This is a genomic window from Streptomyces sp. NPDC058308 (assembly GCF_042880275.1).
In the GTDB taxonomy this organism is placed as follows: Bacteria; Actinomycetota; Actinomycetes; order Streptomycetales; family Streptomycetaceae; genus Streptomyces.
This window is the reverse complement of sequence record NZ_JBHVZA010000001.1, coordinates 1-26,777: the sequence shown is the minus strand read 5'-3', so window position 1 is coordinate 26,777 and position 26,777 is coordinate 1. Positions and strand designations below refer to the sequence as shown.

The 26,777-nt window shown below is 72.6% G+C and carries 21 protein-coding genes, 1 tRNA gene and 1 riboswitch; of the genes, 15 read left to right on the top strand and 7 right to left on the bottom strand.

Translation table 11 applies throughout. The annotated features are described in order from the left end of the window. Positions 1 to 60: 60 nt before the first annotated feature. The gene (locus ACFVYL_RS00110; RefSeq protein ID WP_389712001.1) at positions 61 to 2,166 is read left to right on the top strand and encodes a tetratricopeptide repeat protein; all 2,106 of its coding nucleotides are present in this window, start codon (positions 61 to 63) and stop codon (positions 2,164 to 2,166) included. A gap of 196 nt (positions 2,167 to 2,362) precedes the next feature. Here the strand turns inward: ACFVYL_RS00110 and ACFVYL_RS00105 are convergent, their stop codons facing one another. After that, entirely contained in the window at positions 2,363 to 3,691 is a 1,329-nt protein-coding gene (locus ACFVYL_RS00105) for a translation initiation factor 2 (protein ID WP_389712000.1), read from the bottom strand. 60 nt (positions 3,692 to 3,751) lie between these two features. Between ACFVYL_RS00105 and ACFVYL_RS00100 the strand changes: the two genes are divergently transcribed. From ACFVYL_RS00100 to ACFVYL_RS00080, 5 genes are all read left to right on the top strand, one after another. Beyond that, complete coding sequence (locus ACFVYL_RS00100; protein WP_389711999.1) at positions 3,752 to 4,069, top strand: hypothetical protein; 318 nt, start codon at positions 3,752 to 3,754, stop codon at positions 4,067 to 4,069. Between the two features lie 295 nt (positions 4,070 to 4,364). Next, positions 4,365 to 5,723, top strand: a complete 1,359-nt coding sequence (locus ACFVYL_RS00095) for a radical SAM protein (RefSeq protein WP_389711998.1) — start codon at positions 4,365 to 4,367, stop codon at positions 5,721 to 5,723. Between the two features lie 77 nt (positions 5,724 to 5,800). Next, a riboswitch (SAM riboswitch) is annotated at positions 5,801 to 5,910 on the top strand. Between the two features lie 45 nt (positions 5,911 to 5,955). Next, positions 5,956 to 6,321, top strand: a complete 366-nt coding sequence (locus tag ACFVYL_RS00090) for a hypothetical protein (RefSeq protein WP_389711997.1) — start codon at positions 5,956 to 5,958, stop codon at positions 6,319 to 6,321. A 75-nt stretch (positions 6,322 to 6,396) separates the two neighbouring features. After that, complete coding sequence (locus ACFVYL_RS00085; RefSeq protein WP_389711996.1) at positions 6,397 to 7,131, top strand: SDR family NAD(P)-dependent oxidoreductase; 735 nt, start codon at positions 6,397 to 6,399, stop codon at positions 7,129 to 7,131. A gap of 50 nt (positions 7,132 to 7,181) precedes the next feature. Continuing rightward, positions 7,182 to 7,736 carry a GNAT family N-acetyltransferase gene (locus ACFVYL_RS00080; RefSeq protein ID WP_389711995.1) on the top strand — a complete coding sequence of 185 codons (555 nt, stop codon included), beginning with the start codon at positions 7,182 to 7,184 and terminating at the stop codon, positions 7,734 to 7,736. A gap of 35 nt (positions 7,737 to 7,771) precedes the next feature. On the opposite strand, the gene ACFVYL_RS00075 is transcribed toward ACFVYL_RS00080, so the two are convergent. Together ACFVYL_RS00075 and ACFVYL_RS00070 are read right to left on the bottom strand one after the other, a co-directional pair. Beyond that, the gene (locus tag ACFVYL_RS00075) at positions 7,772 to 9,301 is read right to left on the bottom strand and encodes an amino acid permease (protein WP_389711994.1); all 1,530 of its coding nucleotides are present in this window, start codon (positions 9,299 to 9,301) and stop codon (positions 7,772 to 7,774) included. 61 nt (positions 9,302 to 9,362) lie between these two features. Then, positions 9,363 to 10,355 carry a hypothetical protein gene (locus ACFVYL_RS00070; protein ID WP_389711993.1) on the bottom strand — a complete coding sequence of 331 codons (993 nt, stop codon included), beginning with the start codon at positions 10,353 to 10,355 and terminating at the stop codon, positions 9,363 to 9,365. 283 nt (positions 10,356 to 10,638) lie between these two features. On the opposite strand from ACFVYL_RS00070, the gene ACFVYL_RS00065 reads away from it, so the two are divergent. From ACFVYL_RS00065 to ACFVYL_RS00040, 6 genes are all read left to right on the top strand, one after another. Next, the gene (locus ACFVYL_RS00065) at positions 10,639 to 12,114 is read left to right on the top strand and encodes an FGGY family carbohydrate kinase (protein WP_389711992.1); all 1,476 of its coding nucleotides are present in this window, start codon (positions 10,639 to 10,641) and stop codon (positions 12,112 to 12,114) included. Further along, positions 12,114 to 13,529, top strand: coding sequence for an FAD-dependent oxidoreductase (locus tag ACFVYL_RS00060; RefSeq protein ID WP_389711991.1), 1,416 nt, complete (start codon positions 12,114 to 12,116; stop codon positions 13,527 to 13,529). The genes ACFVYL_RS00065 and ACFVYL_RS00060 overlap by 1 nt, the downstream gene beginning before the upstream one ends. After that, a complete protein-coding gene (locus ACFVYL_RS00055; protein WP_389711990.1) occupies positions 13,526 to 14,746 on the top strand; it encodes an NAD(P)/FAD-dependent oxidoreductase in 1,221 nt (406 codons plus the stop codon). Before ACFVYL_RS00060 ends, ACFVYL_RS00055 begins: the two co-directional genes overlap by 4 nt. 186 nt (positions 14,747 to 14,932) lie before the next feature. Beyond that, positions 14,933 to 16,120, top strand: coding sequence for a thiolase family protein (locus tag ACFVYL_RS00050; RefSeq protein WP_389711989.1), 1,188 nt, complete (start codon positions 14,933 to 14,935; stop codon positions 16,118 to 16,120). A gap of 176 nt (positions 16,121 to 16,296) precedes the next feature. Continuing rightward, positions 16,297 to 17,814 carry a long-chain fatty acid--CoA ligase gene (locus tag ACFVYL_RS00045; protein ID WP_389711988.1) on the top strand — a complete coding sequence of 506 codons (1,518 nt, stop codon included), beginning with the start codon at positions 16,297 to 16,299 and terminating at the stop codon, positions 17,812 to 17,814. A 10-nt stretch (positions 17,815 to 17,824) separates the two neighbouring features. Continuing rightward, positions 17,825 to 18,583 carry a sulfite exporter TauE/SafE family protein gene (locus ACFVYL_RS00040; RefSeq protein WP_389711987.1) on the top strand — a complete coding sequence of 253 codons (759 nt, stop codon included), beginning with the start codon at positions 17,825 to 17,827 and terminating at the stop codon, positions 18,581 to 18,583. A 45-nt stretch (positions 18,584 to 18,628) separates the two neighbouring features. Here the strand turns inward: ACFVYL_RS00040 and ACFVYL_RS00035 are convergent, their stop codons facing one another. Beyond that, positions 18,629 to 20,725 carry an MDR family MFS transporter gene (locus ACFVYL_RS00035; protein WP_389711986.1) on the bottom strand — a complete coding sequence of 699 codons (2,097 nt, stop codon included), beginning with the start codon at positions 20,723 to 20,725 and terminating at the stop codon, positions 18,629 to 18,631. 230 nt (positions 20,726 to 20,955) lie between these two features. Continuing rightward, positions 20,956 to 21,486: a DUF309 domain-containing protein gene (locus ACFVYL_RS00030; RefSeq protein ID WP_389711985.1), complete on the bottom strand. Its 531-nt coding sequence runs from the start codon at positions 21,484 to 21,486 to the stop codon at positions 20,956 to 20,958. 107 nt (positions 21,487 to 21,593) lie between these two features. On the opposite strand from ACFVYL_RS00030, the gene ACFVYL_RS00025 reads away from it, so the two are divergent. Then, a tRNA-Pro gene (locus ACFVYL_RS00025) sits at positions 21,594 to 21,667 on the top strand. Positions 21,668 to 21,835: 168 nt separating this feature from the next. Here the strand turns inward: ACFVYL_RS00025 and ACFVYL_RS00020 are convergent. Together ACFVYL_RS00020 and ACFVYL_RS00015 are read right to left on the bottom strand one after the other, a co-directional pair. Continuing rightward, complete coding sequence (locus ACFVYL_RS00020; RefSeq protein WP_389711984.1) at positions 21,836 to 23,434, bottom strand: APC family permease; 1,599 nt, start codon at positions 23,432 to 23,434, stop codon at positions 21,836 to 21,838. A 159-nt stretch (positions 23,435 to 23,593) separates the two neighbouring features. Further along, on the bottom strand, positions 23,594 to 24,715 hold the full coding sequence (locus tag ACFVYL_RS00015; protein WP_389711983.1) for a WD40 repeat domain-containing protein: 1,122 nt from the start codon (positions 24,713 to 24,715) through the stop codon (positions 23,594 to 23,596). Between the two features lie 171 nt (positions 24,716 to 24,886). Here ACFVYL_RS00015 and ACFVYL_RS00010 point away from each other — a divergent pair, with 171 nt between their 5' ends. Beyond that, on the top strand, positions 24,887 to 25,375 hold the full coding sequence (locus tag ACFVYL_RS00010) for a MarR family winged helix-turn-helix transcriptional regulator (protein ID WP_389711982.1): 489 nt from the start codon (positions 24,887 to 24,889) through the stop codon (positions 25,373 to 25,375). Next, a complete protein-coding gene (locus ACFVYL_RS00005; protein ID WP_389711981.1) occupies positions 25,372 to 26,664 on the top strand; it encodes an MFS transporter in 1,293 nt (430 codons plus the stop codon). Before ACFVYL_RS00010 ends, ACFVYL_RS00005 begins: the two co-directional genes overlap by 4 nt. Positions 26,665 to 26,777: the final 113 nt, after the last annotated feature.

Genomic DNA, 26,777 nt, shown 5'->3' with positions numbered 1-26,777 from the left:
GGGGCCCGGACGCCAACGAGGCCTGGCCCGTACGTCCGTACGTCCGCCTAGAGTTGGGCCGTGGACGAACAGACGCGGAACAGCGTGGGCGGGCAGGCACGGATCGGGACGGTGGTCCAGGCGGGGCACGTCGAGCTCCGGAACCTGTACAGCGGCTCCGACGACGGGGTACTGCTGCATCAGATGCCGCCCGACGTCCGGCACTTCGAGGACCGCGACGACCAGCGCTCGCGCGTGCTTGGCGCCGTCGCCCGCCCCCGGGCGGCCGGGCGTCCCCTCGTCGTCTCGGTCACCGGCGTGCACGGCGTCGGCAAGACGGCACTCGCCGTGCACCTGGCCCACCGCCTCGCCCACGACGGTGACTACGTGGTGCGGTACGTGGACCTCGACGACCACCGTCCCGACGGCGGGGCCGACCTGGCCGACGTCCTCGGTGAGTTGCTCCGCTCCTTCGGCGTGACCGACCTCCTGGAGGGCTCGACGGCACGGCGCCGCAGGCAGTACTGGGAGCAGACCGGCAAACGCCGCCTCGTCCTCCTCCTCGACAACGCCCGCTCCGGCACCGAGATCACCCAGCTGCTTCCCTCGTCCGCCGAGAGCGTCGTCGTGGCCGCCAGCAGGCAGACGCTGTACGACGTCGAGGGCGGAGTGGATCTGGAACTTCCGGTCGACCCGCTCGAAGAGCCGTACGCCGAAAGGCTGTTGAGCCGGATCGTCGACGACCCCCGGCTCGCCGCGGACCCCGCGTCCGCCGCCGAACTCGCCCGGATCTGCGGTGGCCTGCCCGCCGCCCTCCACGTGGCCGCCGAATGGCTCCGCAAGCACCGCACCCGCAGACTCGCCCGGCTGACCGCCCAACTCGCCGCCGAGCTCGACGCGAAGGGAGTTCCCACGGTGGAAGCCGTATGGGATGCCGCCTACCAGGACCTGACCCCCGGCGCCGCCACGCTCTACCGGCTCCTCGTCGAGCACCCCGGCCCCTGGATCGACCCCGAAGCGGTCACCGCGCTGCTCGGCAGGGGAGAGGACGAGGCCGAGGACGCGCTCGACGAGCTCGCGCGGGCGAGCCTCCTGGCCCGTGGGCGGGATGGACGGCTGCGCCTGCACGACCTGCTGCGCGCCCACGCGGTGCGCCGCGCCGACCGGGCGCGCCGGAACGACGGAGGGGCCGAGGCGGACGAGGGCAGGCGGCGCGTCGTCCGTTGGTACCTCCGCCAGGCCCAGCGCGCCGACGCCCTGCGCGCCGGGCCGCGCATGACCTTCGCCGAGCCGGTCCCGGCCCTCCCGGACACCCCCGACGCAGGCTTCGGCATCACCTCCGCCGACGGGGACGAGCGGCGGAAGGCGAAGGCGCTGCACTGGCTGGAGGCCCAACGGCTGGTGCTGCACGACTGCGTGCGCGTCGCCCACGCGCACGGGCTCGACGACGAGGCCTGGGCGCTCTGCGAACCCCTGTGGACGCACTACCTCGACCACCCCCGCCTCACTCAGGTCATCGAGACGTTCGGCGTGGGACGCGACGCCGCGCTGCGCGCCGGGCGTCCGCTCGCCGCGCTGGTCCGCATGCGCTGCCAGCTCGCGCGTCCGCTGTGGGAGCGGGGGCGGTACGAGGACGCCGAAACCGAGCTGCGACTCGCGGCAGCGGGCGCGGAGGCCCTCGGCGACGAGCCCCGGGAGAGGAAGCTGCGTGCCTCGGTCATCGAGTTCCGGGGACTGCTCGGCGCGGCCCGTGGCGAGTGGGCGGCAGCGGCGGCGGAGTTCGAGACGTCCGCGCGCATCCACACGGAGATCGGCAATGCCTACGGCGCCATGCTGCAGACGTATCTCCTCGGCAAGGCCCGCACGGAGCTCGGTGAACTCGACGACGCGGAACGGCTGTTGACGGACGCACACGCGCGGGCGGTGGAGCTGGGGCGGGCCCGGCTGACCGCCCGGACCGGCTTCGCGCTCGCCCGGGTGCTGCGGCGCCTCGGGCGGCCCGTGGAGGCCAGGGGTCTCTACGACGAGGCGCTGGCGCAGGCTCGCCTCGACGAATCCGTACGTGAGGAACTGCGGGTCCTGGACGCGTTGGCCGAACTGGCCGAGGAGACCGGGGACGCGGCGGGGGCGGCGGATTTCCGGACCGCGGCACGGGCGGTGCGGGAGTGCGGCGGCGGCCTGGACTGACCGAAACCCGACGCCTGGTCTGACCGAAGCCCGATGTCTGGACCGCCCGAAACCCGGCGTCTGGGCCGACCGAAGCCTGCACCGCGGCCGGAATCACGGGCGGAATCACGGGTGGCGCGGCCTCGCCGCGGGGACCCGGTGGGCCGCGCGCGTCGTGGCGAAGCTGCTGCAGTAGGCGCCGTTCGCCGTTCCTGCTCTAGAACTCCCGCAGGCCCTCTTCCGGGGTGGCCGGAGCGAGCGTCGCGCGGTGGAGGCGGCCCGCGACGACGCAGGGGACGGTCACCGGGTACGCGGGCGCGTCGGAGCGGCCCACGAGCCAGGCGTGCACGCCGGAGAGCACCGCCGCCGGATCGGAGCGCAGCACCCGGCCGTCCGTGTCCCGGTGCGGCTCGATGCGTACGGACAGGAGCGCGCCGCCGGTCCGGCGCAGCACGCAGTGCGAGGCGCTCAGGACGACGGCGGCCGTCCGCGTGCCACCGTGCTCGGCAAGCACATGGCGCGTCCACCCCTCGACGGTCCAGGTCTCACCCCGCGCGGGCGGTGCGGTGGGGCGTCGGGCTCGTCGGAACACGAGCCCGGCGCTCTGCAGTTGGGTGTCCGACGCCCTGTCCGCCTCGGCGGCCAGGTGATGCGCGGGGGCGGTGGATCGGGCGGGCCGCCGCTCGATGTGCACGTGCGGTCCTCGCCGGTCCACCCGTACGGCGAAGGCCGCCGGGGTGCGGGCGGGCGGTGCGGGATCCGGCAGGAGGTTCGGCCCGGGGGGATCGGTGGGCGGGGCCAGGCCGAGGATCCGGTAGAGCTCCTCACGCAGCCGGTGCACGGCCTGGCCGCGTGCGGCGAAAGCCCGCGCGGCGCAGGCGGCCGGGACGCCGGGGGTGTGGCCGGCGACGGCGCGTTCGATGTCGGCTGTGGCCGGCTGCTCTATTCGCTCCAACTCGGGTAGCCGGGCGAGGAGTTCGGCCATCGGAGTGCCGGGGATCAGCTCGCCGCCGCCGTCGCCCGCGGCGATCATCGGCGTGTCGCGGGCCGCGGCCGCGTACAGCGCCGCCGAGCCGTGGTCGGTGACGATCACGTCGGCGGCGATGAGCAGCGCCGCCCACTCCTCGTACGGGCGGGCAAGGACCAGGCCCGCGTCGAGGGCGGGCGCGAGGTCCTGCGCGAGGTCGAACCGCCCTGTCCTGCTGTGCTCGTTGGGGTGCAGGACGAGTCCGATCTGGTACGTGTCGTGGGGGAGCTCGGCGGCCAGGCGGGCGGGGAGCCGGGGGTGGCGGCGGATCAGGGAGTGCGGGCCCCAGGTGGAGGTGAGGACGATCAGGGTCCGGCCGTGGGTGCGCAGGGCGCGGCGGTAGCGCTCGCGCAGGGGGAGGGAGGCGAGGACGCGGTCGAGCGTGGGGTCGCCGGTCACGGTCGCGCGCGCGGCCGCCGGCGGGCACTCGGCGGTGAGGCGGGTGAGCTGGGAGGGGTGGGCCAGGGCGTGGAGGCGGGCCAAGGGGTGCCCGCCCGGCATCAGGAGCGCGGGGTCCATGCCGGAGGCGGAGTCGCCGGGACCGTCCGGAGCGGCGAAGGCCTTGTTGTAGCCGGCGCCGTGCGGCAGCAGGACGCGTGGTCCGCGCAGGTCGGCGAGGCCGCCCTTGGGGCTGGCCGCCAGGATCAGATCGTGGGGGCGGGCGAGGGCCTCGGCCCAGGGGACGGTGCGGCCGCCCGCCCGCTCGACGGCCGCGAGGGCGTCGTTGCCGAAGTCGGAGCCGGGTACGAGAGTGAAGCGGCGGCGGATGCGGTCGTCGCCCGCGAAGACGGGGAGGACGTCCAGGAGCCGGTGCAGGGCGGTCGCCGACCGGGCGGCGAAGAGGACGCGCTTCTCGGCGCCGGAGGGAGCCTTGGCGTGCGGCGCGAGCCGACGTGACGCTGCCCGCTGCCCGCTGCCCGCTGCCCGCTGCCCGCTGCCCGCTGCCCGCTGCCCGCTGCGGAAGTGTTCATTCTAGTTCGTGGGGTTTCGGCGCGTGACCCGTTTCCGCTTTTCGGGGCGGGTATGTGGGGGTCGGCGGGCGGCATGCCGGAGATCGTACCGGCCCGGTACCGGCCCGTAGCATAGACCTGCGGCGGAGGCGCCCTGCGACCGGAGTCGGATCCGGAACGGATCGGGCGGGTATTAGCGTGGACGGAACAGATCGATCGACAGGATCCGAGGTGCCCGGCCCATGCCAAGCCGCAGCGAGAGCCGTACCCAGCTCATCGAGTCACTCATGGAGCGGTTCCCGCACGTGCCGCGGGAAGCCGTGATCAAGGAGGATCTGCTGCGCGGCGGCATCGCCTTCGACGAGTCGGCGCTCAGCGACAACGAGGGCGGTGACGTCAAGCCGAAGTCGTACTTCATCTTCTCCTTCGACCACGGCACCCTCCCCGAGCTCGGCGCCGCCGCCCTGCGCCGCCCGCCGGAGGAGATCGTCCTCACCGGCGGCCCCTACGAGCTGCGCCGCACCGTCGTGTCGGTCCGCGTGAACCCGGCGTCGCCCTACCGCGTGGCCGCCGACGACAACGGCGTCCTCGGCCTCTATCTGGACGGCGTCCGCATCTCCGACGTGGGCCTGCCGCCGATGCCGGACTACTACCGGCACACCTTGGAGAACGGCAAGTCCGTGATGGAGGTGGCGCCCACCATCCAGTGGGGCTACCTGATCTATCTGACGGTCTTCCGGGTCTGCCAGTACTTCGGCGCCAAGGAGGAGTGCCAGTACTGCGACATCAACCACAACTGGCGCCAGCACAAGGCGGCGGGCCGCCCCTACACGGGTGTGAAGCCGGTCGAGGAGGTCCTGGAGGCGCTGGCGATCATCGACAAGTACGACACCGCGAAGTCCTCCACCGCCTACACCCTCACCGGCGGCGCCATCACCTCGCAGATCGGCGGCAAGGACGAGGCTGACTTCTACGGCCAGTACGCGAAGGCCATCGAGGAGCGCTTCCCCGGCCGCTGGATCGGCAAGGTCGTCGCCCAGGCGCTGCCCAAGGCGGACGTGCAGCGCTTCCACGACTACGGCGTGCGGATCTACCACCCGAACTACGAAGTGTGGGACCCGTACCTGTTCGAGCGCTACTGCCCCGGCAAGGAGCGCTACGTGGGCCGTGACGAGTGGCACCGCCGCATCCTGGACTCCGCCGACGTCTTCGGGCCGCGCAACGTGATCCCGAACTTCGTGGCGGGCGTCGAGATGGCGGAGCCGTTCGGCTTCAAGACCGTCGACGAGGCCATCGACTCCACCGTCGAGGGCCTGCAGTACTTCATGTCGCGCGGCATCACACCCCGCTTCACCACCTGGTGCCCGGAGCCGACGACCCCGCTCGGCAAGGCGAACCCGCAGGGCGCGCCGCTGGAGTACCACGTGCGTCTCCTTGAGGCGTACCGCGCGACGATGGAGGCCAACGGCCTGACGTCGCCGCCCGGTTACGGGCCTGCGGGTCCCGGCAACGCGGTCTTCTCGGTCAGCTCGTTCATGGACAGCCTCCCCGCGGAGCAGGCCGCCCCGGAAGACGCCATCGCCCCCGCAACGGCCCAGTAGCCCCGCCCGGAGGCCTGCCCAGGGGCCAGGAGGAATCCCCGGGCAAGCCTCCGAGAGGGCGTGTTACGGTCGGGACGGGTCACGAGTTCCAGCGCCAAGCCCCGGCTCGCTGGACGGCACCCCGCTCCGTCGCGGGTGCCCCGGGTGACGACCCGCCCCGTGCGACGTGCGCGGGGAACGGCGGATCACCGGGGTCGGCGACACCCGGGGTCCACGACTCCGGAGGCGCTCCATGACGCACTCGAACGACACCCCCACCCCTCCCGCGCGGCCCCGGACCCCGGCGCCCGGCGGCACGGCCGTCCCCGGCCGAGAGGTCTGGGAGGTCCGGGAAATCGACGTACTGCTCTCCTCGTACGACGTACGTGACGACGGACTGATCCCGCTCCACGTCCTTGGCCCGCCCCTCGGCGCCCCGGCCGCGCTGCGCACTCCCGACCCGGAACGGCTGCGGGCCCAGCTGCGCGCACACCACGGCGTCGTCCAGTGGGAGCCGGGCCGGAACCTTCTGCGGCTGCGGCGCGGCACGGGCCGAGCCACCCTGATCCACCTCGACCTCGCCCTCCCGGCCGGTGAAGATCACCGCTTCGTAGGATGACGGCGTGATCCGGACGCGGGCGATCCCCGCGTCCGGGCGGCGCGACAGTCAGCCACCCAGAGCCGGAGGTCCCCCGTGCAGCACCACCCCGTCACCGTCGTCACCGGCGGCAGTCGCGGTATCGGCGCCGCTGTCTGCGCCCGTCTCGCCGAGGACGGCCACGACGTCGTCATCGGCTACCGCTCGAACGCAATGGCCGCCGAGGAGGTCGCCGCGACGGTCCGCGCGGTCGGCCGCCGCTGCGTCGCCGTCCGGGTCGACACCGCCGACGAGGCCGACGTCGACCGTCTCTTCGACACCGCCGCGGCCGAGCTCGGTCCGGTCACCGGACTGGTCAACAACGCCGGTGTGGGCGGCCCCGTCGGCCCCCTCGCCGAGGCCGACGCCGAGGGCATGCGCCGGGCGCTCGAGGTCAACGTCCTCGGCTATCTGCTCTGCGCCCGGCGCGCGGTGCGGGACATGAAGGCCCGCGGCGGCGGCGCGATCGTGAACATCTCGTCCGCCGCGGCCACCCTCGGAGCTCCCGGCGAGTACGTCCACTACGCGGCTGCCAAGGGCGCCGTCGACACGCTGACGGTCGGCCTGTCCAAGGAGGTCGCGGGGGACGGCATCCGCGTCAACGCCGTTGCCCCCGGCGTCATCTGGACCGAGTTCCACGCCGACCCCGAGCGCCCCGCGAAGCTCGCGGCGGGCATCCCCCTGGGGCGCTCCGGTCAGCCCTCGGAGGTGGCGGCGGCCGTCTCGTGGCTGCTCTCGGACGACGCCTCGTACGCGAGCGGCACGGTGCTGCGGGTGGCGGGCGGGCGCTGACCTCGCCCGACGGTTGTCGGGAGCGGGGCGAACTCTCGTACGCTGCGGGCATGATCACTGGTTCCGCCGCCCTCGCGCAGGGCGTCCTCATCCGGCCCCTCACGCTCGATGACGCGGAGAGGCTCGCCGGGGCCCGCCGCCGCAACCGTGCCCACCTCAGCCCCTGGGAGCCGGTCAGGCCCGCCTCCTTCTACACCACGGAGGGGCAGGCGGAGCGGATCGGGGGCCAGCTGGAGGAGTGCCGGGCGGGCCGGGCCGCGCACTGGGTCCTCGAGAGCGACGGGGAGATCGTCGGTCACACCGAGCTGACGAACATCGTGCACGGCCCGGCGCGCAGGGGCAGTCTCGGCTACTGGACCGACGCGGAGCACGTGGGCCGCGGCCTCGCCTCCGCCGCCGTGCGGCACGTCTGCGCGGCGGCGGACGGCGAGTTCGGCCTGCACCGCGTGGAGGCGTGCACTCTCCTCGACAACGCGGCGTCGCAGCGCGTGCTGGCGAAGTGCGGTTTCGTGGAGTACGGGATGGCGCCGGGCTACCTGCACATCAACGGCGCCTGGCGCGACCACCGCCTCTACCACAAAATCCTCAACAACCGCCCCGCGTAAGGCGATTCGGTCCGGGACTGACCGGGTCCCGGCTCTCAGACGATGTTCTCCGCGACCTCCGCCTGCTCCCGGTCCGAGCCGTACGCCTGTGGCGTGCTGTACGAGCGGCGCGCCACGAACCACCACACGGTGGCCAGGAGCAGGACCACGGCGAGCGCGATCGAGGCGTAGTTCATCGAGTCGACCGTCACCGGCGAAGCCTGCGGCAGGCAGAAGAGCACCGTCACGAACGCCACCCAGATCACCGCGATCCAGCCGACCGGCTTGCTCCAGCGGCCCAGGTTCCAGGGGCCGGGCTGGAAGCGGTCGCCCGCGCGCAGGCGCAGGAAGATCGGGATGGCGTACGCGGGAGTGATGCCGATGACGTTGATGGCGGTCACCGCCGTGTACGCGGTCGCCGAGTACAGGGAGGGCAGCGCGATGACCGCGGCCAGGCCCACCGACAGCCACACCGCGGGTACCGGGACCTGGGTCCGGGAGCTGACCTTGCGCCACACCGCCGAGCCGGGCAGCGCGTTGTCGCGGCTGAACGCGAACACCATGCGGCTGGCCGCGGCCGTCTCGGCGTTGCCGCAGAACAGCTGCGCCACGATCACGATGAGCAGCAGCGCCGTCGCCCCGGACTCGCCGATCGCGTCGATCATGATCTGCGCGGGCGGCACTTCGGTGGAGCTCTCCTGGGCACCCACGTAGTCCTGGATGGCGAAGCTCAGCCCGGCGAGCAGGACGAAACCGGCGATCCACGACGCCCAGATGGCGCGCACGATGCCGCGGGCCGCGGAGACCGACGCGTTGGAGGTCTCCTCCGACAGATGCGCGGAGGCGTCGTATCCGCAGAAGGTGTACTGGGCGAGGAGCAGGCCGATCGCCGTCACGTAGAGCGGGTTGTCCCAGCCCGTGTCGTTCACGAACGTGCCGAAGACGTCCGAAAGCGACTGGTGGTGGTCGGGCACGATCACGAGGACGCCGACGATCACGGCGACACCGGCCAGGTGCCACCACACGCTGATCGAGTTGAGCAGGCTGACCAGCCGCACGTTGAAGAGGTTCAGGACGGCGTGCAGGAGCAGGACGCACAGGAAGATCAGGAAGGTCTTCTCGGTGGTCGGTGTGAAGCCGAACTTGAGGTTCAGGAACGCGCCGGTGAAGAGTGCGGCGCCGTAGTCGATGCCCGCTATCGCGCCGAGCAGCCCCAGCAGGTTCAGCCAGCCCGTGTACCAGCCCCAGCGGCGCCCCCCGAGCCGGTCGGCCATGTAGTAGAGGGCCCCCGACGTCGGGTACGCGCTGGTGACCTCGGCCAGTGCCATGCCCACGCAGAGCACGAAGAGGCCGACGCCCGCCCAGCCCCAGAGCATCACCGCGGGGCCGCCGGCGCCCATGCCGAAGCCGTACAGCGTCATGCAGCCGGACAGGATGGAGATGACGGAGAAGCTGATGGCGAAGTTGCCGAAGCCGCCCATGCGGCGGGCCAGTACGGGCTGGTAGCCGAGCTCTCTGAGTCGCTCTTCCTCGTCCTGGCGTGGTGGTGCTGGGACGGTGCTCGACGACCAGGTGGTGCGGGACACGGTGGGACCTCCGGGGGAGCGGCGGGGAAAGGGGCGAACGGATACGGGGAGGGCGCGGGGGTCAGCCCGGGCCGCGGGAGGCGCTGAAGCAGCGGGTGCGGGCCTGGACGAAGACCTCGGCGGCGGCGTCCGCGTCGCCGGGGGAGTGGGTGCGATAGGCCCACGGGACCGTGGTGAAGAACGGGTCGAGGGCCTGGAACACCCGGGAGGCGTCGTGGAACTGGTGCGCGCCCCACAGGGCGTGCGCGAGGTGGTTGAGGTCGAGGAGCGAGGTCGCGGCGGGCGTCGTGTGGTCGAACCACAGCTGCAGGGCGAGCAGCGCGGCGCGCGTGGCGTCCTCGGAGATCCAGTGCAGGTCGAGCGCCTGCTCCTGGCCGGACTCCCTGCGGTAGCGCTCGACCCGCACGTACAGCGGCAGCAGGTGCAGCGCGGAGCCGGCGGGCGCCGAGGCGGCGGCCCACTGCACGAAGTTGTACGCCTCGGTGAGCGGCCCCTGCGCGCGCCGCGCGTACACGAACTGCAGCATCCGGTGGTACGCCTCGCGGTTGCCCGGATCCCGCTTGTCGGCCTCGGCGAGCAACTGCCAGGGGCCGGGGAAGAGCATCGGCTCGGGAGGCGCCAGGCGGTGCTCGTCCCACCGCTGGCCCACGTCGAGCTGGGCCAGCGAGAGCAGGCAGATCCACGGCACGGGATCCTCGGGCGACAGGGCGGACGCGTCGCCGCACGCGGAGACGGCCTCGCGCCACAGGTCGTTGGTCCGCCGGTGGCCCGAGCGGTGCGCGCGCAGGGCGCGCTCCACCAGGACCCGGGTGTGCAGGACGGCGGCCGAGGCGCTGCGCGGCTCTTCGGCGCGCCAGGCGCGCACCACGTCGGAGCCGGCGACGGCGGCTCCCAGGATCTGCGTGCGCTGCGTCCACAGCCCCCAGTCGGGTGTCTCGGTCAGCAGGTTGCGCGTGGAGACCCAGCGACCGGTCCTGAGGTCCTGGAGCACCCCGCGCAGCGCTTCGTCGTGGCCTGCCGGGTGGTACACCGGGCGGCCTAACGCCATGGGCATGAGTCCTCAGTTGGGGGAAGAGGGCGGAGAGGGGGTGGTTGACCGACCAGTTTGTTAAGGGAGTTGATGGTGTGACACGGCGGACAGTGTAGATCTGGTCCTTCCGGTTCCAAGCCCATTCGTAAGACTTTTATGACCTTGATGTGTCAACGCGGCGCGCCGAATGGTCATTTGCTGTGCAGTCCTTGTCATTTCGGTCTCTCGCCGCCCTCGGGTCTGGTCTCTTGCCCCGCGCGCAGTCCGTCCCTTGACGCCCTCCGGGCCGCTGTAGCACTCTTCCGCGGTGATCACCTATGAGCGGCCGCCGGGCGCGCGGTCCCCGGCGCGGCGGCCCGTGCTCGCCGTGGACCAGGGCACGTCCGGCACGAAGGCCCTCGTCGTCTGCCCGGAACGCGGCGTGATCGGCTCGGGCGCGGCTCAGGTACGCCCCCGCTTCCTTCCCGGCGGCCTGGTGGAGGCCGACCCCGCCGAGCTGTTCGCCTCCGTCGTCGACGCGGGCCGCAGGGCGCTCGCCGACGCGGGCGAATCCGTCGCCGCCGTCGGCCTCGCCAACCAGGGCGAGACGGTCCTCGCCTGGGACCCGGACACCGGCGAACCCCTCACCGACGCCCTGGTCTGGCAGGACCGCCGAGCGGAGTCGGTCTGCGCCGAACTGACCGACCACGCGGATGAGTTGCGCCGTCTCACCGGCCTGCCGCTCGACCCCTACTTCGCCGCCCCCAAGATGGCGTGGATACGCCGCCACCGCACCCGGCAGGGCGTGGTCACGACCAGTGATGCCTGGCTCGTCCACCGGCTCACCGGCGCGTACGTCACCGACGCGGCGACCGCCGGCCGCACCCAGCTCCTCGACCTCGACGCCGTTCAGTGGTCGTCGCGCGCCCTGGAGCTCTACGGGCTCGACGAGGAGCACCTGCCCCGCGTCGTCGACGCGGCGGGGCCGGTCGGCACGACCACCGCCTTCGGCCCCGAACTCCCCGTCACCGGCCTGCTCGTCGACCAGCAGGCGGCGCTACTCGCCCAGGACGTCACCGCGCCGGGCAGCGCCAAGTGCACGTACGGAACAGGGGCGTTCCTCCTCGCGCAGACCGGCGACCGCCCGCGGCGCGGCCCGTCGGGGCTCGTCAGCTGCGTCGCCTGGCGGCTCGCCGGGCGGAGCAGCTACTGCCTCGACGGGCAGGTCTACACGGTCGCGTCCGCCGTCCGCTGGCTCACCGACCTCGGTGTGATCGCGGGCGCCGAGGAGATCGACCCGGTGGGCTCGGCCGTACCGGACGCAGGCGGTGTCACCTTCGTGCCCGCGCTCGCCGGTCTCGCGGCGCCCTGGTGGCGCGGCGACGTGCGTGGCTCGCTGACCGGGCTCGGCCTCGACACCACGGCCGGGCACCTGGTGCGCGCCCTGTGCGAGGGCGTCTGCGCGCAGGTCGTCGCGCTCGCCGACGCGGTGGCCGCCGACCTGGGGGAGCCGTTGACGAGCCTGCGCGTCGACGGCGGCCTCACCCGCTCGGCCCTCCTCATGCAGACCCAGGCCGACCTGCTCCAACTCCCCGTCGAGGTCTCGGCGTTGCCCGATGTCACCGCTCTCGGTGCGGCGGCCGTCGCCCGCATCGGCCTCGACCCCTCTCTCACGGTTGCCGACGTCGTACCGCAGTGGCGGCCCACCGCTGTCTACGAACCGCGGATCGACGCGGACGCGGCGGCCGAACGCCTCGACGGCTTCCGCTCGGCGGTCACGGCGCTGATGGAACGTACGCCCTGATGGCGGTCACCAGGCGCGGCGCGCCGCCGGACGTGACGTACGACGTGGCCGTCGTCGGCGCGGGAGTCGTCGGCGCGGCCGTAGCCCGCGCCCTGGCCCGCCACCCGGGCCTGCGCATCGCCCTGATCGAGGCGTCGGACGACGTCGGTGACGGCACGTCGAAGGCGAACACGGCGATCCTGCACACCGGATTCGACGCCGTGCCCGGCTCGCTGGAGTCCCGCCTGGTCCGCGAGGGGCAACGCCTGCTCGCCGCGTACGCCGCCGAGTGCGGGATCCCCGTCGAGCCGGTCGGCGCGCTGCTCGTCGCCTGGGACGCCGGTCAACTGGACGCGTTGCCCGGTCTGTTGGAGAAGGCGCAGCGCAACGGCTACGACGCGGCGCGCATCATCGGCCCCGCGGAGGTCCGCGCCCGTGAGCCGCACCTCGGCCCCGGCGCCCTCGGCGCGCTCGACGTCCCCGGCGAGAGCATCATCTGCCCGTGGACCACCACCCTCGCCTACGCCACCCAGGCCGTCCGGGCAGGGGTGGACCTGCTCCTCAACTGCCATGTGGAGAAGGCCGGTTCGGCGGCCGGGACGCATCTGCTTCACACGTCCCGCGGCACCGTCCGCACCCGCCACCTCGTCAACGCCGCGGGTCTGCACGCCGACACCGTCGACCGGCTCCTCGGCCACGACGACTTCACCGTCACCCCCCGCCGCGGCCAGCTCCTCGTCTTCGACAAGCTCGCCCGCGACCTGGTGCGCCATATCCTGCTGCCCGTCCCCACCGCGCTGGGCAAGGGCGTCCTGGTGGCACCGACCGTGTACGGGAACGTCCTCCTGGGCCCCACCGCCGAGGAGTTGGACGACAGGACCGCCAGCGGCTCGACGGCCGAGGGCATCGCCACGCTGCGCGAGAAGGGCGGCCGCATCCTCCCGGAGCTGCTCGACGAAGAGGTCACCGCGATCTACGCGGGACTGCGCGCCGCCACCGAGCACGACGACTACCGCATCAGCGCCCACAAGGAGCAGCGCTACGTCACCGTCGGCGGCATCCGCTCCACCGGCCTCACCGCCTCCCTGGCCATCGCGGAGCACGTCACCGAACTGCTCGCCCTCACGGGCCTGGACCTCCCCGGACCCCGTGACCTGCCGCCCGTCCGCATGCCCAACCTCGGCGAGGCCCTCCCGCGCCCCTACCGGCGGGCCGACCTCATCGCGGCCGATCCCGCGTACGGAGACGTGGTCTGCCACTGCGAGCGGGTGACGCGCGGCGAGATCCGTGACGCCCTCGCCGCGACGGTGCCGCCCGGCTCGCCGGACGGCCTGCGGCGCCGCACGCGGGCGCGGGGCGGCCGCTGCCAGGGGTTCTACTGCGGGGCTCAGGTCCGCGAACTCTACGAGCGGGGTACGGAGGCGGGGAGCCGATGAGGGGGGAGCGCCTCGTCGACGTACTGGTCGTCGGCGCGGGGCCCGCGGGCCTCGCCACCGCTGCCGGGCTCGCCGCGGCGGGCGTCGGCGAGGTCGAGGTGGTGGACCGGGAGCGGCAGGCGGGCGGGGTCCCGCGGCACTGCGCGCACGGCGGCTTCGGACTCCTCGGGACGACGGGACCGCAGTTCGCGGAGCGCTGCGTGGCGGCGGCCGTGGGCACCGGAGCGGTCCTGCGCACCGGGGTCACGGTGACGGCGTGGGCGGCGCCGCTCACCCTGGACACCACGAGCCCGCGCGGTCTGGAGCGGATCACCGCCCGCGCGGTCGTTCTCGCCACCGGCGCCCGCGAACGGCCGCGCGCCGCACGCCTCGTGCCCGGCACCCGCCCCGCGGGGGTGTTCACCACGGGCGAGCTCCAGCAGGCCGTCCACCTGCACCATCAGCACATCGGCACGCGGGCCGTCGTGGTCGGCGCGGAGCCGGTGAGCTTCGCGGCCCTGGACACCCTGCGGCGGGCGGGGGTCGCCGTCGCCGCGCTGGTCACCGAGCACCCGCGCCATCAGGCGCCGCGGGTGCGCGCCCTCGAAGCCCGGCTGCGGCGCGGCGTGCCCGTGCTCACGGACGCCACGGTCGCCGAACTCCTCGGCCGCGGGCGCCTGTCGGGGGTCCGGCTGCGGCACCGGGACGGCCGGACGGCGTACGTCCCCTGCGACGCGGTCGTCTTCACCGGCGACTTCGTTCCCGACCACGAACTGGCCCGGCGCGGCGGCCTGTCGATGGACCCGGGCACGCGGGGCCCGGCGGTCGACGGAGCCTTCCGCACGGACGCGCGCGGCGTCTTCGCGGTGGGCAACGTGCTGCACGCCGCCGAACCGGCCCACACGGTCGTGTGCGAGGGAGCGCTGGCGGCGGCGGCCGTGCGGGACTACCTCGCCGACGGCGACTGGCCCCCGGCCTCGGTGCCGCTGCGCGTCACCGCGCCGCTCGCCTGGATCGCCCCGAACCGGCTGACCCGGGACGAGCCGGGCTGCGGGTTCACGCTGCGGACGACCGAGTTCGTCCCGCGCCCGGCCCTGATGATCACGCAGGACGGCAGGACCCTCCACCACGCACGCCTGCGCCGCCCGGCCGTCCCGAACCGGCCGTTCCGTGTCGCCGGGGCTTGGGTGGCGAGGGTCGACGCCGGGGGCGGCCCGGTCCGCGTCTCCCTCGGGTAGGGGAGGCCAGGAGTGGTCATACGCCCCAGAAGACCGCCCCCAGGATCCCTCTTCCCATGGCCCCGCCTCCCGCATAGACTCCAAAACTAGCAGCGCTAATTTACGTGCCGGGGACTCCCGCCACACACAGCGTGACCTGCACCCACCGAAGCAGCGAGACCCCGCAGAACGATCCGGAGCCGTATCGTGCGCACCGTCCACTTCGCCGCCGCCCGCCGCACCCCCATCGGCAAACTCCGCGGCGCCCTCTCCTCAGTCCGCCCCGACGACCTCGCGGCGGGCCTCGTGAGGGGACTCCTCGCCGACATCCCCCAGCTCGACCCCGCCCGGATCGACGACATCTACTGGGGCGCCGCCAACCAGGCGGGCGAGGACAACCGCAACGTGGCCCGCATGGCCGCCCTCCTCGCGGGGCTCCCGGAGTCCGTGCCCGGCGCGACCGTGAACCGGCTGTGCGCCTCCGGCCTCGAAGCCGTCACGACCGCCGCGCGCACCATCGCCGCGGGTGAGGCCGACATCATCGTCGCGGGCGGCTCCGAGTCGATGAGCCGCGCCCCCTTCGTGCTGCCCCGCCCCGACGAGGCGCTGCCGCACCGCATCGAGACCGCCGACACCCGCCTCGGCTGGCGCCTGACGAACCCGCGGATGAAGGAACTGCACGGCGTCCTCGCGATGGGCGAGACCGCCGAGGAGGTCGCCGGGCGGTACGGCGTCTCGCGCGAGCGTCAGGACGCCTTCGCGCTCCGCAGCCACCAGCGCGCGGCCGCCGCCCGCAAGGACGGCCACTTCGACGACGAACTGCTCCCCGTCACCCGCCCTGACGGCATCGTCGTCGACACGGACGAGTGCGTGCGCGAGGACACCTCGTACGAGAAGCTCGGTGGTCTGCGCCCCGTCTTCCGCAAGGACGGCACCGTCACCGCGGGCAACGCCTCGCCGATGAACGACGGAGCGGCCGGCCTCCTTCTCGTCAGCGAGGAGGCGCTCAACGACCTCGGCCTGGAGTCCCTCGGGCGGTACGCGGCCGGAGCCTCCGCGGGCGTCCACCCGGACGTCATGGGCATCGGGCCCGTTCCCGCCACGCGCAAGGTGCTCGACCGCGTCGGCTGGGGTATCGACGACCTCCAGGAAGCGGAGTTCAACGAGGCGTTCGCCGCCCAGGCGCTCGCCTGCGTCGACGCCCTCGGCATCGACCCCGAGCTGGTCAACCCCACCGGCGGTGCCATCGCGCTCGGCCACCCCCTGGGCTGCTCCGGCGCCCGCATTCTCACCACCCTCCTGCACCGGATGCGCCGCACGGGCGCCACCCGCGGCCTCGCCACCATGTGCGTGGGCGTGGGACAGGGCAGCGCGCTCCTGGTCGAGCGCGACTGACGACGGGCGCGGATCGCGGTTTTCGGGGGCCGACGGCGGCGGGTGCGTGCCGCCGCCGTCGGCCCCGGCCGAACCTCCTGCGCGTACCGTCCCTCCAGGAGTGGGGCGGGTGCCGCGCCGCCGTCGAGCACAGTTGGAACCACCGCAAGCCCCACGGAAACGGAGCACTCTCCCTCATGGCCACGCTCTCCCTCGCCGCGATCCTCGCCGAGCCCGCCCGCCGCCACCCGGACCGCATCGCGCTCGTCGAGGGCGACGTGCGGCTCTCCTTCAAGGAGATGTGGCACCAGGCCCGCGCCCAGGGGGCCGCCCTCGCCGGACTCGGCGTACGGCCGGGGGACCGCGTGGCCCTGCTGGCCCCCAACACCGCCGAGTTCCCGAAGGCCTACTACGCAGTCCTGGCCGCCGGCGGAGTCGTCGTCCCCGTCCACCTGCTGCTCTCCGCGGCGGAGGTCGAGCACGTCCTGCGGGACAGCGGCGCGAACCTGCTCCTCTGTCACCCCGCGCAGGCGCCCACCGGCGCCCGGGCCGCCGAGGCGACCGGCACGCGCATGATCACCCTGGGCGCCGGGGGCGAGTTGGAGGCTCTCGCCCGTACCGCCGATCCCCTCACCTCGTACGCCACACGCGACGCCGACGACCCGGCCGTCATCTTCTACACCAGCGGCACCACCGGCGTCCCCAAGGGCGCCGTACTCAGCCACTTCAACCTGGTGATGAACGCGACGGTCAACGCCTTCGACGCCAACGACGTCCGCCCCGACGACGTCGTCCTCGGCGCGCTGCCGCTCTTCCACGCCTTCGGCCAGACCGTCTCCATGAACTCGACCTGGCGGGCCGGCGCCACACTCGTCCTGCTGCCGCGCTTCGACGCCGCGCGCGCCGTCGAGCTGATGAACGCGGAGAGCGTCAACACCTTCCACGGCGTCCCCACCATGTACGTGGGTCTCGTGGCCGCCGCCGAGGCCGCCGTGAAACTGCCCCGGCTGCGGATCTGCATCTCGGGCGGCGCCTCCCTGCCGGTCGCCGTGCTCGAACGCTTCGAGAAGGCCTTCGGCACCCCCGTCCACGAGGGATACGGGCTCTCCGAGACCTCGCCCACCGCCTCCGTCAACCAGCCCGACTTCGGCACCAGGCCCGGCAGCGTCGGTCACCCGGTGTGGGGCGTCGAGGTGGAGATCGCCCGCGCCGACCTCGACGACCGCATCGAACTGCTGCCGACCGGCGAGCTCGGCGAGGTCGTCATCCGTGGCCACAACGTCTTCTCCGGCTACCTGGGTCTTCCCGAGGCGACCGCCGAAGCCGTGGTCGACGGCTGGTTCCGCAGCGGCGACCTGGGCACCAAGGACGCCGACGGCTTCCTGACCATCGTCGACCGCAAGAAGGACGTCATCATCCGCGGCGGCTTCAACGTCTACCCGCGCGAGGTCGAAGAGGTCCTGATGCGCCACCCCGGCGTCGCCCAGGCAGCCGTGATCGGCCTGCCCGACCCCGTGCACGGCGAGGAGATCTGCGCGGTCGTCGTCGCGGCGGCCGACGCGACGCCCGAGGCGGCCGGGGAGATCATCGACTGGTCCAAGGAGCACCTGGGCCGCCACAAGTACCCGCGCCGCGTCGAGTTCACCGACAAGCTTCCGCTCGGCCCCAGCATGAAGGTCCTCAAGCGGGAACTGCGCGCCCACTACAGCGCGTAGGAATTGCCGCATGGGATGGGACCTCTCACTCGCGCAGTTCGCGGCGCTCGCCGCGGCAGCGATGGTGGTCGGCTTCTCCAAGACGGCCGTCAGCGGCGCGAACACCATCAGCCTCGCGGTGTTCGCCGCCGTGCTGCCCGCCCGCGCCTCGACCGGCGTCCTGCTGCCCGTCCTCATCGCGGGCGACGTCCTGGCCGTGCTCACCTACCGCAGACACGCCCACTGGCCCACCCTGTGGCGGCTGTTCCCCGCCGTCGCCGGGGGAGTGGTCATCGGCACGGTGTTCCTGATGTGGGCCGACGACGCCGTCGTACGCACCTCCATCGGGGCGATCCTGCTGCTCATGGCGGGCGTCACGATCGCGCGCCGCAGATCGGCGGCGCCCACCGGCCCGGAGGAGAGCGGCCCACAGGGAAGCCGCCTCAAGGCCCCCTCCTACGGGATCCTCGGCGGCTTCACCACCATGGTCGCCAACGCGGGCGGCCCGGTCATGTCGATGTACCTGCTCTCGGCGGGCTTCCGAAAACTCGGCTTCCTCGGCACGTCCGCGTGGTTCTTCCTGATCGTCAACACGTCCAAGGTGCCGTTCAGTGTCGGGCTCGGCCTGATCGACGCCCGCTCACTGCTCCTGGACGCGGCCCTCGCGCTCTTCGTGGTGCCGGGCGCGATCCTCGGCAAGTACACCGTGCACCGCATCGACCAGCGGCTCTTCGAGCGGCTGGTGATCGGCGCGACCGTCCTGGGCGGCCTCCAACTGCTGCTGCGCTGAGCACGGTTCAGCGCGCGCCGCCCTGCGTGAGCCGGCGTACGTCGGTCAGCGCACGTCCGTCAGCGTCGCGCCGACCGGGGCGCCCGCCGTCTCGGTCGAGAGTCCGTGCTCCAGATCCTCCGCGAGCAGTCGCTTGGCGATCGCGTCGACGGCCCTGGTGAGCTCCTTGTCCGCGGGGCGGCCGAGGTCCTTCTCGATCTCCTCGCCCAGCCAGGCGGCCCACGCCCGGGAGATGACAGCCGCCTCGCGCTCCCCGGCGGCCGTGTGCGAGAAGTACGTGCCCGTGCGGGTCAGATAGCCCTCGTCGACCATGCGGTCGAAGACGGGCACAAGGACCTCGGGCGGAATCCTGCGCCGGGCGGCGATCAGACCGAGGCTCGCGTGTCCGACCATCCGGGTGAGGAGGGAGACCTGCATGACCGCCCAGGCGCCCGCGATGTCGAGACGGGTGTCGGAGTCCCGGATGATGCCGCGCGCGGTCGTCATGCCGACATTGCCGATGATGTGGGCGACGCTCCGTTCCAGGAGGTGCCCGGAGTCGCCGCTCGTCGGCTGCGCGAAGCCCTCGCCCATGTCCGGGGCGCCCATGCGCGCGCTGTCGCGCAGCTCGACCTGCTTGAGGAAGAGCGCCACCAGGAACCCGATGAGCGCGACAGGGACGGTCCACAGGAAGACCGTGTGCAGGGTGTCCGCGTACGCCTTGATGAGGGGCGCGGCGGCGGCCCCGGGCAGCTCGTGCAGTCCGCCGGGGCTCTGCGCCGCCTTCCCGACCACGGCAGGGTCCCCGCCGGCCCGCGCGGCGGCGGCGACCCCGTCCTTGAGGTTCGGGGCGAGGGTGTTGGCATAGATGGTGCCGAACACGGCCGTGCCGAACGAGCTGCCCAGCGTACGGAAGAACGTGACGCCCGATGTCGCGGTGCCGAGGTCGGAGTACGGGACGGTGTTCTGCACGGCGATCGTCAGGACCTGCATGCACAGCCCGATGCCGGTGCCGAGCACGAACATGTACAGCGACTCCAGCCACGTACTGGTGTCGCTGCCCATAAGCGAGAGCAGATAGAGCCCGAGCGCCATCACCAGCGCGCCCACGATGGGGAAGATGCGGTACGTGCCGGTCTTGCTGACCACGTTGCCGCTGAAGATGGACGCGATGAGCAGCCCGATGACCATGGGCAGTGTCCGGACACCCGAGATGGTGGCCGAGTCCCCGTCGACGTACTGCAGATATGTCGGCAGGAACGTCATCGCCCCGAGCATCGCGAAGCCCACGATGAAGCTGAGGATCGAGCAGACCGTGAAGACCGGGTTGCCGAAGAGCCGCATCGGCAGCATCGGCTCGGCCGCCCGCGTCTCGACGACGCAGAACAGCGCCAGCGCGACCAGGCCGCCGACGAAGAGACCGATGATGGTCGGCGACCCCCACGCGTACTGGTTGCCTCCCCAACTCGTCGCCAGAATCAGCGCACTCGCGCCGATGGCGACGAGCGCGATGCCCAGATAGTCGATGACGGGCCGCACGGCGGACTTCACGACGGGGATGGTGCGGGCGGCGGCGAGGACCACGACGATCGCGATGGGCACGTTGACGTAGAACGCCCAGCGCCAGCTCAGATGGTCTGTGAAGAGCCCGCCGAGCAGCGGCCCGATCACGGTGGACACCCCGAAGACGGCACCGATCGCACCCTGGTACTTGCCCCGCTCGCGCAGCGGGATGACATCGGCGATCAACGCCATGGACGTGACCATCAGGCCGCCCGCGCCGATGCCCTGCATCGCCCGCCAGGCGATGAGCAGCGTCATGTTCGTCGACAGGCCGCACAGGAAGGAACCCGTGATGAAGATGACCGCCGAGAGCTGGAAGACGATCTTGCGCCCGAACAGGTCACCGAACTTCCCGACGAGGACCGTGGCCACGGTCTCCGCGAGCAGGTAGGACGTGACGACCCACGACATGTGCTCCGCCCCGCCCAGATCCGACACGATCGTCGGCAGCGCGGTGCCGACGATCGTCTGGTCGAGGGCGGCGAGGAGCATGCCCAGCATGATCGTCACGAAGACGACGTTGCGCCGCCGCCGGTCGAGGACGGGCGGCGCCTGTGCCTCGGCGGAAGCGGACGCGGTCGGCTCATCGGTCGTGGTCACAGGGCCACCCTCACACCGGCGCCGGACGTGTGCATGCGGGGCGAGGCCGGTTCGGTGACGGGGTGGGGGGGGGGAGCCGGTGCCTGGGCAGGACGGCCGCCGGGGGGAGCTGGCGCCTGGGCAGGCCTGGCCACCACCGGGGGGAGCTGGCGCCTGGGCAGGCCTGGCCACCGGGGAGAGCCGGTGCCTGACAGGACCGCACTGGAGAGAGCCGCGGCCTCTCCGTGCCGCTACCCCGCCGAACCCCCACGCAGCCGCGGCGCGTGAGCCGCCGCGTCCACCGCGGTCCCCTCGCGCTCCAGGAGCCCCGCCAACGCCTCCGCCCAGTTGCCCAGTTCGACGACGTCCATCCCGTACGGCCGCTCCCGCCCGGACTCCGCGCTCCACGCGGCCACCGCCCCGGCGCCGCGGAGCAGCAGCCGAGCCCCGCCCGTGGTGTTGCCGCGGGCGGAGTGCGTGAGGCCGACGGCGAGCTGCGCCAGCCCCTTCCACAGGCCGCGCTCCGTCGCGGGCCCGGACTTCCAGGCGTCCTCGAAGACCTCGTGCGCGTGGAAGGGGCGCCCCGCGTCCAGCAGTGCCTGCGCCTCGGCGACGGACTCCTCGGGCGCGCGGACGACGCCCTCGGGCTGCCGGGGCACTCCGTCGGCGCCATAGGGGAGCGGCCGGCCGAGCCCGTCGCGGGGCCGCTGGTTGCGGGCCCGTCCCTCCTCGTCCCGGTCGCGCTCACGGCCACTGTCGTACGGTCCAGGTGCAGTGCTCATACGCCGATTGTCGCGCGTGGCTGACGACGGTCACCGGAGAACGGAGCACCCTTCGTCGTGGGGTAGAGTTCTACCTGTGATCACGCGGGACACCGCGCCGGACACAACGGGACGTGGCGCAGCTTGGTAGCGCACTTGACTGGGGGTCAAGGGGTCGCAGGTTCAAATCCTGTCGTCCCGACTGGAGACAGTCGCAGGTCAGGGCCGGTTACGGAGATATCCGTAACCGGCCCTTGATCATTCTTGAGGGCAGGCGCCCTTGGCTCGCGCTCCGCGAGATCACTGGAACTGGACCAGAGTCTGTTCGTGCCGTCTTGGGGGCCTGGCCCCGGCCCTCTTCGCTCCTCGCTCAGTGGGTGGGGTTCGTGCGGAGGTGGGCGGCGCCCGAACGTACCGCCCAGCCGAAGACCGCCAAGGCGACGACGCCCACCACGATCGAGTCGTACGGCGCGGGCAGTTGTCCGGAGCCGCCGAACGTGCCGAGCCACGACAGCACGGCAAGAGCCGCCAGGTGGAACACGATCCAGGCGCCCCGGCGCAGTTCCTCGGACGGGGGGCCGGCTGCCGTCCTGCGGCGTTGCAGCAGGAACAGCGGGACACCGGCGAGGACCAGGGGGAGGGCGAGCCGCAGGTCGTCCCAGCCCGACCAGTAGATGAACTCGGTCGCCACGGCGAAACTCAGCGGTGCGATCCAGCGCACCCCCGGCATGTGGCCGTCCGCCAACGGCACGCCACGCTCCCGGTCGTGCGCCCGGAAGGACGCCACGGCCACCGCCGAGGCGGCGTAGATGATCAGGTACATGTCTCCCATCACGCTGACGATGTCCTGCCAGCCGCCGAACGGGAGCATGAACACGATGATGACCGCGAGGTTGAGGACCAAGGCGCGGCGTGCGATGCCGGAGCGGGGGTCGATGCGCATGAAGAAGCGGGGCAGCAGGCCGTTCTTCGAGAGGGCGTAGGTGTGGCGGGCGTCGATCGCGACGCCCACGTAGGCGGAGCCGCCCGGGGAGACCACCGCGTCGGCGTAGAGCAGCGTGGCGAGCCAGTGCAGGTTGAGGACGAGAGCGAGCTGACCGAACGGCGACTCGAAGTTGACTCCCTGCCAGCCGTGCGCGAGCAGGGAGTCGGGCACCGTGTAGAGGAAGGCGAGTTGGAGCCCGAGGTAGACGAGCACCGCGAGGCCGATTCCGGTGAGGACGGCGGCGGGTACGGTGCGGCGCGGATTGCGGGCTTCTCCGGAGAAGTCCAGAGGCGCCTGGAACCCGTTCACGGAGTACACGATGCCGCCGCCGGCGAGTGCGGTGAGGCAGGCCGCGTAACCGTACGGGGCGAACCCGCCGTGGTCCGTGAGGCGGCCCGAGTGGGTGCCGGAGAGGAACAGGGCCACCACCGTGAGCACCGGGACGACGACCTTGAACACCGACACCAGGTTGTTCACGCGTGCGAACATCCGTACCGCGAACCAGTTCAGCGCGGTGAGCAGCACGCTCAGTGCGGCGGCGACGCCCAGTCCCGAGGCGGTGAGACTGGCGCCGTGGTAGAGCCCGGGCACGTAGTGGGCGGCGTACTGCATGATCGCGCTGATCTCGGCCGCGGTGCCGCCCACGGAGAGCATGACGGACCAGCCGACGACCGTGCCGACAAGCCGGCCGTTCGCGTACAGCGGCCAGCGGACGGTGCCGCCGCCTTCCGGCCTGGTGGCGCCGAGTTCGACCATGACCAGGGCCACAAGGGCGCAGAGCAGACCGGCCGCGACCCAGGACAGCAGCGCGGCGGGTCCTGCGGTCTGGGCGGCGTACATGGCGGCGAACAGCCAGCCCGAGCCGAGAATGTTGGAGAAGCCGATCGCGGTCAGGCCCCAGAAGCCGAGGTCCTTGCGCAGCCGGCTCTCCTCGGCGCGGACATCCGGGGCACCGGCAGTCTCCGCCGGCTGTTGCTGCGCCACGTGGCAAACCTCCTCGACGATCACGGACCCACGGGGGCCAGCGTGCCATGCGGCACGTCGCGCGTGTCGAAGCACGGCCCGCCCCGCGCCGTCGGGGCAGGCCGCGTACGTGAGTTGCCGTCGCCCGGGACCGGCGTCAGCCGCGCCGGGGCGGGACGATTAGTCGAAGTGGCGTACGAAGACGTCCGACTTGCCGTTGGTGTCGCCGGGGACGAGGTCGTCGGCCGTGGAGTGGAAGACCACGGACCGCCCGTCGGTGCTGACCGCGTCGGTTCCGGCCGAGGCGGGCTGGTTCGAGACGATCTCGTCGGTGCCCGTCTGCAGGTCGCGCAGGGAGAGTGAGGGGCCGGTCGTGTCGCGCGGGGCATGGAGCAGGTAGCGGCCGGTGGGGTCGATGGCCACGCCTCGTACGTTCGGGACCAGTTGGGCGGTGCCCGAGCTCACGTCGTGGACATAGGTGTCGGAGCCCGAGAGGTAGACGACCTTGCTGCCGTCGTCGCTTAGTTGGACGATTGTCGCCGCCTTGGACGGGCCCTCGACCGGGCCGGAGGTGGTGGCGCCGGCCCGGTCCCACACGAAGACGTCCTGCGCCTGGCCGTCCTGGTAGGCGACACGGCTGCCGTCGCCGCTGATGGAGGGCCGGGATGGCTGGGCATGGGGGAGGGTGGCGACGGTCTGCGTGGTGCCGGTGTTCCAGTCCTGGAACTCGACGCGGTGGCCGGACGACGGCTGCCTCAGGTTGCGGATGGCGTAGGCGGTGTAGCGGCCGTCGGCGTTGAGGGACGGCTGGTTGCAGCTGTAGGCCGAGCAGTTGAGGGAGGCCGTGTTTCCCGTGCTCACCTGGTACTGGCGGATCCGCGCGTCGTTGAACCACTGCACCGGATAGGCGACGTACTTCCCGTCGCCGCTGATCACCGGGGGCTGGAGCGGAGTCAGGGACCCCATTCGCTTGGTCTGGCTCGTGTGCTGGTCGCGGACGTACACCCTGTCGCCCGCTGCCGGGGTGTCGGGCGTGAGGTTCTGCGCCGACGAGGAGAAGACGAGGTGGAGTCCGTCGGGTGTGATCGAGGCGCCGGTGGAGTTGTCGTCGGCCTGGGTGCCGTCGGGCGCGACGCTGACCCTCTCGACACCGGTTTCGCGGGCGGCCGCGTGGCCCGTCGCGGGCGTGGGCTCGGCGGACGCGGCCGCGGGCAGTAGCGCCGTGGCAGCGCACGCCGCGACCGCGGCACCTAAGACGGCCCGCACACGTCTGGTGGTGCGCAGGTTCGTACTTTTACTCATTTTCCCCCCATAAAAGACACGGTCTCGCCTCCGGTTCCCCTCCGGAGGGCCACAAGAATGCAACCGTGATCGTGCTGTGGGGTCAATGCGTCACATGGCGTATTGAGAGGCGCAATTTCGGTCATGTGAGAGCATCGAGGGCTATTGTCGCAGCGCTGTTATATTAGCGCTGTGACATCTTCCGATCCCACCACACGACCCGATCCCTGGCACTCCCTGCACGAGCTTCTGGCGGCCATGGACGCCGAGATCGAGCAGGTCTACGTCGAGCGTGGCATCGAGGGAGTGCGGCCTCGGTTCGCCTATCCGTTGATCCGGCTCGCGCACACCGGGCCACTGACCATCCGCGAGCTCGCGAAGTCCCTGGACCGCTCGCATTCCGCGATCAGCCAGACGGTCGCCGCCATGCGCAAGGAAGGTCTGGTCACCTCCGAGCCGGGGGCTGATGCCCGTACCCGGCGGATCGACCTGACGGAGCGCGGCCGGGCGTTGGTGCCCTTCCTTGAGGCGGAGTGGCGCGCCACCCACGAGACCGTGGCCGAGCTGGACAGCGAGATCCCGTACGCGATGACCGCCGTCGTCAAGGAGGTGCGGCGGGCGCTGGAACGGCGGTCGATGCGGCAGCGGATCCTGCGGAACATCGTCGAGCCACCGCGATGAGAGGGCGGGGACGCGGCCGGTTCATCGATACCCGTCCGCTGCGCGACAGCAGGTCGTTCCGCGATCTGTGGATCGGCACCTCGGTTTCCCAACTCGGCGGGCAGATGGCCAACGTGGCGGTGCTCGCCCAGGTCTGGGAGCTGACCGGCAGCCCGGTGGGCACCGGCGCCATCGGGCTCGCCACCGGCCTGCCGATGGTGCTGTTCGGGCTGCTCGGCGGCACGCTGGCCGATGCCGTGGACCGCCGTACGGTGGTGCGGGCCACCACCGCGGGCCAGCTCATCGCCGCGACAGGGCTGTGTGCCCAGGCCGTGGCGGGCAATCGAAGTGTGCCGCTGCTGCTCGTCCTCGTCGCCGCCGGGGTGAGCTGCGGCGCTCTCGGAGCCCCCGCCTGGCGCACCTTCCCGGTCCGGCTCCTGCCGGGTGACCAGGTCGCGGCCGGTCTTGCGCTGACCAACGTCTCCTTCCAGGCGGCGATGCTGGCCGGTCCCGCGCTGGCCGGGCTGATCATCGCCCGATGGGGATTTCCTGCCGCGTATGCGACCCAGGCCCTGGCCGTGGCGGTCTCGACGCTCACGGTGATCCGCCTGCCCAGCATGCGGCCCGAGGGGACCGAGGCGGCGGGCGGCAGGCGCAGGCCTGAGCGTGGCGGCTGGCGGATCGTCCTGCGGCGCCCGACGCTGTGGGGCTCGATGGCCACCGACCTGTCCGCCACGCTGCTCGCCATGCCCATCGCGCTCTTCCCGCTGGTCAACGAGGTCCGCTTCGGGGGCGATCCGCAGACCCTCGGTCTGTTCCTCTCGGCCGTCGCGGTCGGGGGGATCACCGCCGGGCTGCTCTCCGGAACGGTGACGCGGTGGCGCCGCAGCGGTCTGGTGCAGCTGTCAGCGGCCTGTGTCTGGGGGCTGGCGCTGGGCTGTTTCGGTCTGGCGGGGCCGTTGTGGCCGGCGCTCGGCTGCCTGGCCGTGGCGGGTGCGGCCGACACCGTGTCCGTGGTCACCCGCAGTGCCCTCGTCCAGTGGGAGACCCCGGACGCCTACCGTGGGCGGGTCTCCTCGGTGGAACACGTCATCGGCGTCGCGGGCCCCGAGCTCGGCAACTTCCGAGGTGGCCTGGTGGCCACGGCCACCTCCGCCTCCTTCTCCCTGGTCCTCGGCGGGCTCTCCGCCGTCGTGGCGATCGCCGCCGTGGCTGCCGCCAACGCACCCCTTCGCGCCTACCGCACACCGCCCGCTGCCGCGAAGCCGACCGTCCGTGAAGTCGCCGACGCGGCGGCGGCCGCCGGTTAGGCCCTGTCGTCAAACTCGCGTCTGCCTCGCGACGCCTGGCACGCACGCTCGCCGCGTTGTCGGGCTCATCCCGGTACGCCCAGTACCGGGACGACCCTCCGCCTTGCGATCGC